This is a genomic window from Rhodohalobacter sp. 614A, from assembly GCF_021462415.1.
In the GTDB taxonomy this organism is placed as follows: domain Bacteria; phylum Bacteroidota; class Rhodothermia; order Balneolales; family Balneolaceae; genus Rhodohalobacter.
Window position 1 is genome coordinate 220,273 of record NZ_JAKEDS010000001.1, and the last position, 14,964, is coordinate 235,236.

The window sequence follows — 14,964 nt, forward strand, 5'->3', positions numbered from 1 at the left end:
TTTCGGGTTTCGGGTTTCGGGTTTCGGGTTTCGGGTTTCGGGTTTCGGGTTTCGGGTTTCGGGTTTCGGGTTTCGGGTTTCGGGAATGAAAATTATGAATCTTATTTGAAATCGATATTTTTGATTAACTGATTTCGATATCTTCTCACTGTTTCGTTTTCACTTTTCACTCAAATATTCATGAACATTCAACCTGCTTCCAATAACCAGTTAAAAAATTGGAAAAAACTGCAAATGGGAAAATACCGGAAGAAATCCGGGTTCTTTCTGGCTGAAGGCGTACGGTGTGTGGAACAGATTCTGGCAAATGGCCGGGTTGCCATTCACGAACTCATCATTCAAAAAGGATGGGATCTGAATCAAATGTCTGCCCAAAATGATCAGCCGATCTATGAGCTTGAAGCGGCCGATTTTGAATTGGTTTCGGATACGGATAATCCCCAGGGAATTATTGCCGTTTGTAAAATTCCCGAGGAAATTTCTGTTCATGAACTCTCTCAAAAAAAGGGAATTATTTTAGCTACAGATGCCATTCAGGATCCGGGAAATCTTGGAACTATTATCCGTACCGCCGCTTGGTTTGGGGTAGCAGGAATTCTTTTGGGAACGGGAACGGTGGATTTATTTCATCCAAAAGTGGTTCGAAGTACAGCAGGCGCCACGGGAGTCTTACCTTATATGACCGGGAATCTTGATGGTCACTTACAATCCCTTGAAAAAGAGCACTGGAAAACTTATCTGTTGGATGCCGGGGATAACTCAAAAAACCTTGGCGATATTTCTCCATCCAAAAAAAGCATTCTCGTTGTCGGTAACGAAGGAAACGGCATTGATTCAAACCTATTTGCTTCCACCAGGCAAGCGGTTCAAATAAGTGGAAAAAATTCAAACGTAGAAAGCCTGAATGCGGCCATTGCTACAAGTATCGTTTTACATTATTTCTCCTGAAACCCTTTTTCTCTCAACACCTCCATTTTTTTATTGACTTAAAAACTTAAAACAAAAACTTTATAATATTAAAAAATTAAATGCTTTATAAACAGATTATTTAAATAATCTAAGACACTAGTACTGTTTGGACATTTTTTTTATTCTTGTTACTGGTTTTTTATCTAAATATTTGATTTTTTATACGACTGAAAAAATTTTTGATATAAATCTATTCAATGGACAGAAAGCAGTTTTTAAAAATCGCAGGAATTGGCAGTGCGGGTGTAGCTTTTCTCCCTTTCATAAATGCTGAAATTTTTGCCCGGCAAATTCCTAAAAGTGAAAAGAAAAGACTTGCCGAAATTGCTCTTGAAACGGCACGACAAGCTGGGGCTTCTTATGCCGATATCCGCATTGGGAGATACCTGAACCAGTACATTTCAAGCCGTGAACAACGGATTAACAACATCACAAATACAGAATCGTTCGGTTTTGGCGTACGTGTTCTCGTCGATCAAACCTGGGGATTCGCAGCTTCCAATCAAGTCAATGAAAGTGCTATCCGCCAAACCACCAACCAGGCAATAGCCATCGCAAGGGCTAATCGAGGTATCCAATCCGAATCCGTTCAGCTTGCTCCGGTGGAAGGATATGGAGATGTAACCTGGAATACACCCATCGAAACCAATCCGTTTGAAGTGCCGATGGATGAGAAAGTGGATCTGCTGATGCAAATCAATGCTGCAGCAAACGATGCCGGAGCTGATTTCTGCTCATCCAATCTGTTTTTTGTGAACGAACAAAAATACTTTGCATCGACTGAAGGAACGTTTGCCGATCAAAATATCCATCGATGCTGGCCAACATTTACAGTGACCAGTATTAACAAGGAACAAGGCGGGTTTGAAACAAGAAATTCACTGGCTCAACCAATTGGGATGGGATATGAATATGTGAAAAATTTCGGTTTGGTTGAAGAGGCGCGCGAAGCGGCCGAACAGGCTATAGAAAAACACTCGGCAAAAAGTGTGGAGCCGGGGCAGTATGATCTTGTGTTAGATCCCACACATCTCTTTTTAACCATTCACGAATCGGTAGGCCACCCTCTTGAGCTGGATCGTGTGCTTGGATATGAGGCCAATTATGCCGGCACCAGTTTTGCAACGCTGGATAAATGGGAATCCGGTGATTTCCAGTATGGAAGTGACATCGTAAATATTTTTGCTGATAAAACACAGCCAAATGCTCTGGGAACCATCGGTTACGACGATGACGGTGTAAAAACAAAAGAGTGGGATTTAATTGATGACGGAGTCCTGGTGAATTACCAGGCAATTCGTGACCAGGTTCACATGATCGATCAAAACGAATCGCATGGTTGTTGTTATGCCGACAGTTGGTCGTCTATCCCTTTTCAACGGATGCCGAACGTTTCTTTAAGACCCGGCACTGAGGACCGTTCAGTAGAAGACATTATCTCAAACACCGAAGACGGTATCTATATCAAAGGACGCGGATCGTATTCGATTGATCAGCAGCGATATAATTTCCAGTTTGGCGGACAATTATTTTATGAGATAAAAAATGGTGAAATAACGCAGATGCTGAGTGATGTTGCCTACCAGTCCAACACACAAGAGTTCTGGAATTCATGTGCAGAGTTGGGTGGCCAGTCCACCTATGAACTGGGTGGAACCTTTTTTGATGGAAAAGGGCAACCATCACAGGTAAGTGCCGTAAGCCATGGATGCCCGACAACCCGTTTTGAACGTGTGAACGTTATTAACACGGGCCGAAACATCTAAATAATTGTTCGTTTTCACCAAAATACGGTTTGGTGAAAATGAGCGGGTACTCAAACAATAAAAAGGAGGTTACTTGAAAAGGAAAGACTTTTTGAAAATTGCAGGGTTTGGCATGGGGGGAATGATGATTCCTCTAACCGGGCGCACGGTAGATAAATTTACCTCGCTTGCATGGCTGCCAAACAGCGAAAAAAAACAACTTGCCGATACGGCGCTGAACGCAGCAAAAATGGATGGCGCAACCTATGCCGACATTCGCATAGGACGATATCTTAACCAATACGTCATTACTCGGGAAGACAAAGTACAAAACACGGTAAACACCGAATCCTATGGAGTTGGAATCCGCGTTATAGCCAATGGTACCTGGGGATTTGCCGCCACCAATGAAGTAACTCCGGAAGGAGTGGCCGCCGCCGCCAAGCAGGCCGTCATGATTGCAAAAGCAAATTCGAGCATCAATTCTGAGCCGGTTGTACTTGCTCCTGTTCAAGGCCACGGTGAAGTTTCCTGGAAAACCCCGATTCAAAAAAATGCCTTCGAAGTACCTATTGAAGAAAAGGTAGACTACCTTCTTGAAGTGAACGACACAGCCATGCAAAACGGCGCCCAGTTTGCAAGCAGCTTTCTGTTTCTGGTCAATGAACAGAAATATTTTGCATCCACCGAAGGATCTTACATCGATCAGGACGTTCACAGAATTTATCCTACCCTGAATGCTACCATTGTAGACAGAGCCAGTGGCAAGTTCGAATCAATCCAAAATTTGTCTGCCCCGGTTGGAATGGGTTATGAATACCTGGATGGAAACGCAGCAGATAAATACGATGGTATTGTAACACGATACGGCAACTCATATGATATGATTGAGGACGCCCGACAAATAGCTACTGCCGGTCAGGAAAAACTTACGGCCAAATCTGTAGAAGCCGGTCAATATACTTTGGTTCTCGATCCAACGCATTTATGGCTGACTATTCACGAGTCGGTTGGGCACCCACTTGAACTCGACCGGGTTCTGGGTTACGAAGCCAACTACGCCGGAACAAGTTTCGCCACTCTGGACAAATGGGAAGCCGGAGATTTTAATTATGGGTCCGAGTTGGTAACACTCTTTGCCGATAAAACCCAGCCCGGTTCTCTTGGATATGTTGGATATGACGATGAGGGAGTTAAAACCAAACAATGGGATCTGGTGAAAGACGGAACCCTCGTTAACTACCAGGCTATTCGTGATCAGGTGCACATTATCAACCAAAATGAGTCACACGGTTGTTGTTATGCCGATAGCTGGAACAGTGTTCAATTCCAGAGAATGCCAAATGTATCGCTTGCTCCCGGCAAACAACCACTGTCGGTAGATGATATGATTAAGGATGTGGAAGACGGTATTTATATCGTAGGTGATGGTTCGTACTCCATCGACCAGCAACGCTATAACTTCCAGTTTGGCGGACAGTTGTTCTATGAAATCAAAAACGGTGAAATTACCGGGATGCTCCGTGATGTTGCGTATCAATCCAACACACAGGAATTCTGGAATTCATGTTCTGCAATTTGTGATGAATCCGATTACAGGCTTGGCGGATCTTTCTTTGATGGAAAGGGCCAACCCGGACAGGTGAGTGCGGTTTCTCATGGAAGTTCTACCACCCGTTTTGACGGAGTTAATGTGATTAACACAGCCCGAAATATCTAACCTTCTATCAATAAACACGAAAGACATTATACGATTATGGCCATTCTTACAGAAGATCAAGCTCGCGAAATCATGCAGAAAGTTGTTAAACTTTCAGAAGCAGATTTCTGTGAAGTGAACCTAAGCGGAAGCAAGGGCGGCAACATCCGCTACGCCCGTAATACTGTAACAACCAGCGGCGAAGAAGATAATACCTCTCTGGTCGTGCAATCCTCGTACGGGGAAAAAACGGGAACGGCAACCATCAACGAATTTGATGAGGCTTCCCTCGAGAAAGTCGTTCGCCGTTCAGAAGAGTTAGCCGAGCTGGCTCCAGAGAACCCGGAATTTATGGAACCTCTTGGACCACAGGAATACAAGCAATCAAATACCTGGTCTGATTCCACAGCAAACATCAGCCCGGACTATCGCGCCGAAGCTGCTGCAAACAGCATCAATCCAAGTAAAAATCAAGACCTCGTTGCAGCCGGATTTTTAGAAGACGGCGCCGGTTTCAGCGCTATCATGAACAATAAAGGGCTTTTTGCCTACAATCGGGAAACAGATGTTGAATTTTCCGTAACAATTCGAACCCGTGATGGACGAGGGTCCGGCTGGGTTTCCCGCGACTTCAATGATGTAAGCAATCTTGATACGGCTTCCGCTTCTCAAATTGCCATCGACAAATCGATTGGTTCTGCCGATGCCGTAGCACTTGAACCCGGGCGTTACACAGTTATTCTTGAGCCACATGCTTCCGCAGGTCTGCTACAGAATATGTTCTATTCTTTGGATGCAAGATCCGCCGATGAAGGACGAAGTTTCATGTCGAAAGCCGGTGGTGGTTCCCGCCTGGGTGAAAAAATGTTCGACGAACGGGTTACAATCTATTCTGATCCCTTTGATCCAAATGTTCCCGAAACACCCTGGACCGGATCAGGCCAACCTGTTGAAAAAACCATGTGGATTGAAAACGGTGTGGTTAAAAACCTGTCCTACTCACGCTACTGGGCGAAAGAAAATGACCGGGAACCTCTGCCGGGGCCTGTAAACGGAATCATGCTGGGTGGAGATAAATCTACGGCAGATCTTGTTGCCGAAACCGAACGTGGTATTTTGGTTACCAGAACATGGTACATCCGGATGGTAGATCCGCAGTCTCTGCTGTTAACAGGACTTACACGTGACGGTACATTCTATATCGAAGATGGCGAAATCAAGCATGCCGTTAAGAATTTCCGCTTTAATGAAAGTCCCGTTATTATGCTGAATAATGTGGAAGAAATAGGCAAGCCGGTTCGAACAAGTGGAAATATGATTCCGCCCATGAAGATTCGCGACTTTACATTCAGTAGTCTGTCAGACGCTGTCTAAGAAAAAAATAAATGATTCATGAGCCACATTCGTTATCCGTTTGTGGCTCTTTTCATTCAGATACTATGAGAATCCTTATCTGATATCATGAACCATTTGTTTTAAAAACCGTAGTTCTTTATAGTCAATACTTCTTTGACTCTCCATTTATGCTTAACCGAAAAGAATTCCTGAAGAAAACTGCTCTATTTGGAGCTGGTGCAACGCTTATGCCGGTAGCGTCGTTTTTTGCACGAAATCATTCGGATTTCTTTTTTACACGAATTCAATATGAATCAGGCAACTGGTATGTGGATGAACGAATGCCCCGCAACCTGATGCATTCCCTGGTGGAATACACCACGCTGGATGTGGATACCGAAGAGCGTATCATTCCCCTGGCAAGTGATCGAATTTTATCATCTCCATTTTGCTACCTGACGGGCCACCGCCTGGTTCAATTCAACCGAAAAGAACAAGAGCATTTTGAGAAACTGGTATACAATGGCGGGTTTATTTTTGTAGATGATTGCAATCATGACATTGACGGACTCTTCGCAAAATCTTTTGAGGAACAAATGGCTGAGATTTTCGGGCCGGACGCTCTGAAGAAAATCCCCAATAATCATCCCATCTACTCTTCTTTTTTTGAATTTGAGGATGGCCCGCCAACGACCAGCGTAGAGCTGAATGGCTGGGGAGACGATCTGGTACACGATTACCTCAAAGCCATCGAAATCGACGGAAAAATCCGGGTTCTTTACAGCAATAAAGATTATGGTTGTGAATGGGATTATGACTTTAGAAATAAACGTTGGTATGCAAATGACAACACCAAGTTTGGCGTAAACATCATTATGTATGCTATGAATAACAAATCATCATTTAGCTAAACAAAGAAGTGCAGATACAAAAAGAGGATACTGAACAGCTGTTGAATAAGCTGGGTATGCTAAAAAAAGAAATAGGGAAAGTAATTGTCGGACAGGAGCAGATCGTTGAAGAACTCCTGATCACATTTTGTGCGGGTGGCCATGCTCTGCTCGAGGGCGTTCCCGGACTGGCTAAAACGCTAATGATCCGCACCCTCGCCGAAGCCATTGATACGGATTTCAAACGGATTCAATTCACCCCGGACTTGATGCCGACCGACATCGTAGGCACGGAAATCCTCGAAGAAGATCACGGAACCGGTAAGCGGTATTTCACCTTTCAGAAAGGGCCTGTTTTTACGAATATTCTTCTGGCGGATGAAATCAACAGAACGCCGCCAAAAACACAGGCTGCCCTGCTTGAAGCGATGCAGGAATACAGGGTTACCTCCGGTGGAAATACATTTAATCTTGAACGACCTTTTTTCGTACTGGCCACTCAAAATCCCATCGAACAGTCCGGAACATATCCACTTCCGGAAGCACAGCTCGACCGGTTTCTCATGTTTCTAAAGGTTGATTATCCTTCTGAAACCGAAGAGTTCGATGTTCTTAAAAAAACAACCTCAGATGAATTTACCGAAGTAAAACCCGTGATGAATGCTGAGGAGGTTGTTAAGATTCAGAAACTGGTTAGAAAAGTAATGATCAGTGATGATCTGATTTCGTATGTAAATTCCGTGGTCAGAAACACCCGTCCGGGCGAATCCTCCGTGGCTTTTGTTAACGAGTGGGTTGAGTGGGGAGCCGGCCCACGGGCAGGCCAGGCACTTATTTTAACGGCCAAAGCCAGAGCTCTGATCGATCAGCGTTACTCTGTAACATTGAAGGATCTTTCATTTGTGGCAAACGCCGTACTCAGGCACCGGTTATTACTTAATTTCAGGGCAGAATCTGAGGGGATAACCGCTGATCAGGTTACTAAAAATATCCTCAAAGAAATCCATCCGCCTCAAAGCAATATTTAAGCATTCGTTACTTTTTAAAACTCAAAACCGAATTGGTTTCTTTGAAGTTTTTGAAGGAAAATCATGAGCACTCTTTCGTCAGAAATAGAACTTTTAGCAGCCGGAAACAGGCTCTCCATCCTTGCAAAACACATTGTAGATGGCTTTCTGATCGGGATGCACAAAGGTACACGGCGTGGAATCGGCACTGAATTCAGCCAATATCGAAGTTATCAGCCAGGAGATGATATTCGACAGATCGACTGGAAAATGTATTCCAGGAGCGACCGCTACTATATCAAAGAATCGGATGTAGAAACGTCTGTAACACTGCGCTTTTTCCTTGATGCATCGGCTTCTATGTTATATGAAGAAAATGCGTATTCCCGTTTTAAGTACGCTTCTTTGGTAACTGCTGCATTGGGAACTTTTGCACACCGGCAAGGGGATGCATTTGCACTTCACATCGTGAATGATAAAAACCAAGAGCTTCTTCGGGAAAGCAGGAATAAACATCAGCTGAATCGTTTCTACCAGATGATTGAGTCGGCAGAGTGCAAAGGCAAATGGCCTGTCACAGAGGATTGGATTACAGATAATGTGAGTTCTCTTAAGCGGGAATTCTGGGTGGTTTGTTCAGATATGCTGGATAGTATCGATACATGGAAATCATTTGTAAAACTGGCTGAAACAATCGGAAATGAAGTCCATTTTTTTCAAATCCTGGGAGCAAATGAACTGAGTCTGCCTTCACGGGAGATTATGACGGTTAAAGATCCGGAATCAAACCAGGAAAGAAACATTCGAACGTCAGCCGTTCGAGAACAATATCAAAAAAATCTGGCCGCGTATTTGGATGAACTGAAGAGCAGCGTCATCAGCAGAAGAACCCACCTGGATTTGATTTCTATGGAAACACCGGTCACGGAAGCCCTGAGAAGTATTTTACAGCGGAGGCAAACCTCATGATACTGGGTAACACAATGTGGCTTTGGTTATTAGCCGCTTCACTGGTTCCGATTGCGATTCATCTCTGGCAGCGAAGATCGGGAAAACCGCAATTACTGGGAACGTTTCGATTTTTGCCCGACAAATCATTCGCAAAAGCTCAAAAGATTGAGTTGCACGAAGTCCCTCTTTTGCTCGTTCGGATTTTACTGGTTTGCTCCATCGTTTTATTACTCACCGATTTATTTTTTTTGAAGGAGACACCCGAAATCGAATCCGTCATCTTCACTGAAACAAATCAACCAGAGTGGCAGGAACAATTTCTGGACGGAAACCTGGAAATACAGGTACCTTCATCCCAAATTGAATCAATTGGCTGGTGGAATTTGGTTGAGCAGGCCGAAGCTGACCATCATCCCAATGTGATCTATGTGAATGGTGAACTAACCCAAAACTGGTTTTCCGGAAACCGCCCCGGTTTAGGTGCCGATGTTGAATGGAATGGCACCCAGACTCCGCCCGAAAAAGTGTCTGCCGTTTGGCATTCGGAAACCCATAGTTATTCTGCTCATATTCAGTTGAGAGATTCACTCGGAGTGCAGCATTCGATTCAACAAATTCCGGAACCGGCCATTCTCCAAAACTCACAAGCCGTGATCAAACAGGATACGGTCGCGTACGCCGGTTCTCTCCAGGTTTTAATCAATCAAAACATTCCGGGGCAAATCCAAAGCGGATTGGAATATGCTGCTGAATTTTGGAATGCTGATATTCAATTGACTGAGCAGCCCGAACAAATTTTATGTATCGTAATGACCGGAGATCAACAGTGGATTCTCAGAAATGAAACCGGGCGAAACGGCATCGAAGATGTGATTGAGACCGGATCACAAACGGGCGTTGAAATTAAAGTTACCGGACTTGATTCAAGCATTCAATCAACCCCAAATACACTTCTGCAAACAAAAAACGAAATTCCTGTACTATGGTTTTCTGAGGAACAGACCCTTCAGGTAAACGGAACTTTTCCAAATGAAATGGCTGCATGGTTTTATGCCGGCGTTGTCCATCAACTCATACAAAAAAGTCTTGGTATCGATCTTTTTTTGAGCCCTGAAATGCCGGAGCAGCAGAGACAAATCCGGCAAACTCAACAGCAATTGGCTGGAATATCTGAACGGAAATCTGCCCGAAATTGGCTTCTGCTTTTGTTGTTGATTCTTTGGGCCGCGGAACGATTCATTGCACCAAGGAGGGGAATGTAGTGATGAATATTGTTCAGGATCTTACAAATAAATTGCAGAGAAATCGCATTCTCAGTGCGATTTTTATCCTCCTTTCTCTTCTGATTTCAGGAGTTCTTGTGAGCCGATTTATTTTTACAGATTCTCTCTTTTTTTCCATCATTTCCGGTTTAATTTTATGTCTTCCGGGAGTAGGATTTTTCATTCAACAAGGATGGTTTAAAAAGCCTTCTCCCAGCCTTATTGTTCGATTTCTCGACCGAAATTATCCTTTTATGGAGGAATCGAGCAGTCTTTTCGTTCGGACTCCAAAAACAACTTTCGAAAGCTGGCAGCTTGAAAAAATTCAGAGTGAGGTCAAAAATCATCAAAAGCAAATTCAGCTTCCCAATCGTATTCTGATTAAATCCGCCGTTTTTTCTATAGGGATTTTGTTCTTTTCAACACTGATAGGCTTTGCCTTAAAAAATTCATTCCAGGAAATTTCGTCTGATTCTGATCTTATTCTTTCGGAACAGAACATCACAAATAATCCTGAAGAGAGAATTCCGGCCATTCAAAATATTGAGATTACGATCACTCCACCACGATATACAAATCTCCCCGCCGAAACCAAAAGCTTCGAAAACATATCCATTGCTGAGAATGCGGAATTAAAGTGGACGATTTCTGCCAATCAAGCTACAGATTCTGTTTGGATCAAATTTGGCAATCAATCCTCACTGAATCTGGAACCATCCGGTCTATCTTTTGAGGGAGAACTTTTGATTCGTAATAACCAGATCTATCAAATTGGTATTGCCAACTCCGATACCACTATTTTCACAGACTATCGTGCTATTTCAGTGATTGATGATTCACCTCCGCAATTTATTGTGGATTCTCCCCGAGAACTTCGCAGCATGGTTTCACCCGTCAACCGGGAATTTGATCTTGATGTAGAGATCATTGATGATTATGAAGTTGCAGATGCTTTTGTCCAGGCAACGCTTGCACGGGGAAGCGGAGAAAACGTACGCTTTCGTGAACGAACTCTGCACTTTGACACGATCTCCGGTTTGAACCGTTCACAAGCCCGTGGAAACCTAAAGTTAAATGTTGACTCGCTCGAAATGGAACCCGGCGATGAACTCTATTTTTACATTGAAGCTGTGGATAACCGTCCGAATCCTCAGTCGGGCAGATCGGAAACGTATTTTGTAATCTACCAGGATTCAACGGAAGCTGAAACGGCACCTTTCGGATCGATTGCGGTTGACCTTATGCCTGAATATTTCAGAAGTCAACGACAGATTATCATCGATACAGAAGAACTGCTCGAAGATAAACCGAATATTACCGAGCAGGAATTCAAACAACGCTCCAATACTATTGGCCAAAACCAGGCTCTTTTACGGCTTCGATATGGGGAATATCTTGGACTGGAAGATGAATCCGGCGGAATGAGCAGTTCCATTTCATCAAATTCCACAGATGAGTCCGAGACAGCCGATCATGAGCATGATCACCAACATGAAGAAGACATCAATGAACAGGGTTTGGCACGTTCAGAAAGTGAAGCAGCAGCGATTACTCCCGAGGAATTTTTGCATGATCATGGAGCCGCTGAGATGAATACCCTGTATGCCGACAGCCCCCGCGCAATGCTCAAAGAATCTCTGGCCAACATGTGGGATGCCGAACTTTACCTGCGTACTCATCGCCCTGAAACGGCCTTACCATACGAATACCGCGCTCTTGAATTGCTGAAACAGGTACAGCAGGCAAATCGGCAATATGTTCGAAAAGTTGGTTATGAGTTGTCCCCGATTCCGGTTGATGAAACACGGCTTACAGGAACCTATGATGACTTTGTAAATCCCGGAGAAGAGTTTTCTTCAGATTCTGAAAAGTCGGCATTGGCCAAACTCGAACTGATGATCCGTGAAGAAAACGTGGACAATATTGAGCAGGCAACGAACTGGGTGCAACAGGCAGAAATTTCAGATGCCGACAGGCTTTTTATTCTGAATAGATTAAGACAAATTACAGAAGAAGGATTTACAGAAGAGATCAAAAAAAATCTCCTGGAAAGGATCACCGGAATTGAAAATAACAGGGTTTACGATCCGGCTCCTGCCGCTCGTCCGATCCTTGGAGCATTGCCGGAGAACGAGTAGTATGGCGGTATTAACTATCATCGCAATCTGTTTGATTACCATCTTGGCAGCATGGTGGGATTTTAGAACCTACCGCATTCCGTTACGGTTTTTTCTGATGATTCTTTCCGGCTTGATGCTCTTGGGTTTTATCATCCAACCGAAAATTCTGCCTCCAGGTGAATCAGCAAATTATGCTCTGATAGCTGACGGAGCCGACATCTCCACACTCTCTGTTTCAAATTATGATTCGGTCTATTCCATTCAATCAAGAAAGGCATTCGTCAATCAAAGACAGCCGGAAAATGTGCACTGGTTAAGTTCTGTTTCTCTGATGGAAAGATCTCTGCCTGCCGGAAGTGCTGTTGAAGTCTTTGGATATGGAACAGATGAACTACTCAGCGAAAACTACATATGGATTGATAAACTGACTCCACCCGAGCGCGGGCTGGTTTTAAACAACGCCCCTCATGAAGCAGAGATTGGAAAACCGTTCAGTTTCAGTTTTCAAATAGAACCACTTTCTGAGAATGATTCCCTGGTTGTTTTAAAAGACGGGATGATGCTAACCACGGTTCGGGAGGATACTTCTGGTAAGATTGAAATCAGTGATCAACTTTCTTCAGAAGGTCCGGTCCATTATCAAATCGAATGGATTCAGGAAGATTCCGTGATTACTGAAAATTGGAATATCCGTGCAATTCCTCCCGAACGTCTCAGTATCGGGATGCTTTTGTACAGTCCGCTTTTTGAGATGAATTACCTGGCGGAATCACTGAGCGAAAGGAATCACTCCATAACTGTCAGAACAAGAATCGGGCAAAACCGCTTTCGATATGATGATCTGAACACGCCACAAATATCAGCCGAAAATATACTCTCAAATCCGGCGGCATTTGATTTATTAATCCTCGATGTCCGGGAATATCTGCAATTGCAATCATCAGAAAGGAATCGCATCCATGAAGCTTTGGTTTCCGGGCTGGACGTTCTTCTCATTCCACCCTCTGTAGAAAACCTGGATGAATGGACGCGTGCATTTGCGGATATTACTGAACAAGACATCACGTTCCGGGAACTGAACCGACTTGAAGAACGCTTGTGGTCACCGGACTTTGTAGATCCCAGTCTTGTTGAAATGAACCGAATTCCCTTGCTGAATCTTGATTTTCAGTCCCTTCCGGAAAATTCTTATGAGCTTCTTGAGTACCAGGGGGATCTGATTGCTATTCGAACCGATGTACAAAATGGTAGTGTATCCACACACTTGTTTTTCCAGAGTTATAACTGGCTTTTAGGCGGCCATCCGGACATTTATCACCGGTTTTGGGCTGACTATTTAAGCAACCTTATTACACTGGAAAAATCCTTTTTGAATGTAGCGACCCAAATTCCGCGGGTGGATCAACCGGTTACAATTACTTTTACATCCCAAAATAATCCAGTATCGGTTCAATCTGTAGTTGACGGAAACACCATAACTGTACCTTCTTCAAACAGGGTAAATCACCCTAATGTCGGATCGTCTATTTTTTGGCCCAAAAACAGTGGATGGCATGTTGTGCAGCAGGCAGAAAACCGAAGCTGGTTTTATGTCTATGACTCTGACTGGAGCTTTCACAAATCGTATCAAACATTCAGAACTACTCAACAACAAATCGAGAGCCAAAACAAAACCGATAATTTTTCCGATTCATCAAATAATAGAAAAGTGCCGGACTGGATGTGGCTTATCAGCTTCTTAGTTTTTCAGGGGATTCTTTGGGTTGAGAGGAAAATGAAGTAATTCCTTCATCAACCTAAATCTCTCTGTTGATTTGAAGTTAAATAATAAATGCTTACGTTTTACATTAGTATCATGAAACGTAAGTATCAATGATAAAAACTTTCAATGAGAAGGAGGCAGAGTTGATTTGGAATGGAATCCGATCCAAAAAATTATCTTCTGAAATTCAATCCAAATCTCGGCGTAAATTAAGGATGATCAATAATGCTCAAACCATTCATGATCTGCGAATTCCACCGGCAAATCGATTGGAAAAATTAAAAGGTGGTTTGGAAGATTTTTTTAGCATTCTAATCAATCAGCAATGGCGTATCATTTTCCAATGGAAAAATAACGATGCATACAACGTTGAAATTACCGATTACCACTAAGCATACATAAAGATGGAAAAGTTACCGAACATACATCCGGGTGAAGTTTTAAAAGAAGAATTTCTTGATTCCATGGGTATCAGCGCTTACCGCCTTGCCAAAGAAACATTTATTCCACAAACCCGCATCAGTCAAATCATAAACAAAAAGAGAAGTATTACTGCAGATACTGCTTTGCGGCTCTCCAGGTATTTTGGAACCAGCGCCAAATTCTGGCTTGGCCTTCAGGATGATTACGATCTTGAAGAAGAAGCTGAAAACAAGAAAAAGGAGTTGGAAAAAATAAAGATCATAGAAATAAATGCAGTTTAAGTTAGATGATTACTTATGATGGATATCCAATTTATTCATTTCCACTTGGTGAGGCTTTTTATATTCAGATAAATCTCTGAGTCCCCTCTTTTCTCTCACACTTATCAATAATATATTTCTTTCATAAAGAAGAAATTCTTTTCAAAAAGTGTGAACAACCAAATTGTAAAAGCCATGTTAAAAACCCTTCTCATTGCATGCTTTCTGATCGTACTGTTTTCAGGTTGTTTGGATGATCAAGCTCTTAATCCGGGCCATTCTGAAAATGAGATACCAGCTTGGTTGCAAGAGAGAATAAGTGAAATTTCTTCCGATCAACCTTATTCCTACTCAGAAGTGTATCGATACGAATGGGAAGAAAAAAATGTGTATCACATTCTGGTTCCGACACGTTCATGCGTTTTTTGTGAGTTGTATTCTGAAAATGGGAATGTGCTAAACCTCTCTGATGAAGAGTTTTTCGACTTTGTTGAGCATAAAAAAGATGAAATTCTGCTCTGGAAATGGCGGGATGATTAAC

Annotated in this window: 13 protein-coding genes; all 13 read left to right on the forward strand. The window is 43.1% G+C overall.

Annotated elements, in window-relative coordinates:
• Positions 1-180: 180 nt before the first annotated feature.
• Positions 181-948 (forward strand): TrmH family RNA methyltransferase, encoded by a 768-nt coding sequence (locus L0B18_RS00810; protein WP_234567203.1) that lies wholly within the window; start codon positions 181-183, stop codon positions 946-948.
• 218 nt (positions 949-1,166) lie between these two features.
• The gene (locus tag L0B18_RS00815) at positions 1,167-2,735 is read left to right on the forward strand and encodes a TldD/PmbA family protein (protein WP_234567204.1); all 1,569 of its coding nucleotides are present in this window, start codon (positions 1,167-1,169) and stop codon (positions 2,733-2,735) included.
• Positions 2,736-2,808: 73 nt separating this feature from the next.
• The gene (locus L0B18_RS00820) at positions 2,809-4,434 is read left to right on the forward strand and encodes a TldD/PmbA family protein (protein WP_234567206.1); all 1,626 of its coding nucleotides are present in this window, start codon (positions 2,809-2,811) and stop codon (positions 4,432-4,434) included.
• Positions 4,435-4,470: 36 nt separating this feature from the next.
• On the forward strand, positions 4,471-5,787 hold the full coding sequence (locus L0B18_RS00825; protein WP_234567207.1) for a TldD/PmbA family protein: 1,317 nt from the start codon (positions 4,471-4,473) through the stop codon (positions 5,785-5,787).
• Positions 5,788-5,996: 209 nt separating this feature from the next.
• Positions 5,997-6,659 (forward strand): DUF4159 domain-containing protein, encoded by a 663-nt coding sequence (locus tag L0B18_RS00830; protein WP_370647516.1) that lies wholly within the window; start codon positions 5,997-5,999, stop codon positions 6,657-6,659.
• Positions 6,660-6,715: 56 nt separating this feature from the next.
• Positions 6,716-7,666, forward strand: a complete 951-nt coding sequence (locus tag L0B18_RS00835; protein ID WP_234567210.1) for an AAA family ATPase — start codon at positions 6,716-6,718, stop codon at positions 7,664-7,666.
• Positions 7,667-7,729: 63 nt separating this feature from the next.
• Positions 7,730-8,614, forward strand: coding sequence for a DUF58 domain-containing protein (locus tag L0B18_RS00840; protein ID WP_234567211.1), 885 nt, complete (start codon positions 7,730-7,732; stop codon positions 8,612-8,614).
• Between the two features lie 14 nt (positions 8,615-8,628).
• Entirely contained in the window at positions 8,629-9,858 is a 1,230-nt protein-coding gene (locus tag L0B18_RS00845) for a BatA domain-containing protein (protein ID WP_234567212.1), read from the forward strand.
• Positions 9,789-11,996: a hypothetical protein gene (locus L0B18_RS00850; protein ID WP_234567213.1), complete on the forward strand. Its 2,208-nt coding sequence runs from the start codon at positions 9,789-9,791 to the stop codon at positions 11,994-11,996. The genes L0B18_RS00845 and L0B18_RS00850 overlap by 70 nt, the downstream gene beginning before the upstream one ends.
• Position 11,997: 1 nt before the next feature.
• Positions 11,998-13,761, forward strand: a complete 1,764-nt coding sequence (locus L0B18_RS00855) for a hypothetical protein (RefSeq protein WP_234567214.1) — start codon at positions 11,998-12,000, stop codon at positions 13,759-13,761.
• 89 nt (positions 13,762-13,850) lie between these two features.
• Complete coding sequence (locus tag L0B18_RS00860) at positions 13,851-14,132, forward strand: type II toxin-antitoxin system RelE/ParE family toxin (RefSeq protein ID WP_234567215.1); 282 nt, start codon at positions 13,851-13,853, stop codon at positions 14,130-14,132.
• 12 nt (positions 14,133-14,144) lie between these two features.
• On the forward strand, positions 14,145-14,444 hold the full coding sequence (locus L0B18_RS00865; RefSeq protein WP_234567216.1) for a HigA family addiction module antitoxin: 300 nt from the start codon (positions 14,145-14,147) through the stop codon (positions 14,442-14,444).
• A gap of 174 nt (positions 14,445-14,618) precedes the next feature.
• Entirely contained in the window at positions 14,619-14,963 is a 345-nt protein-coding gene (locus L0B18_RS00870; protein ID WP_234567217.1) for a hypothetical protein, read from the forward strand.
• Position 14,964: the final 1 nt, after the last annotated feature.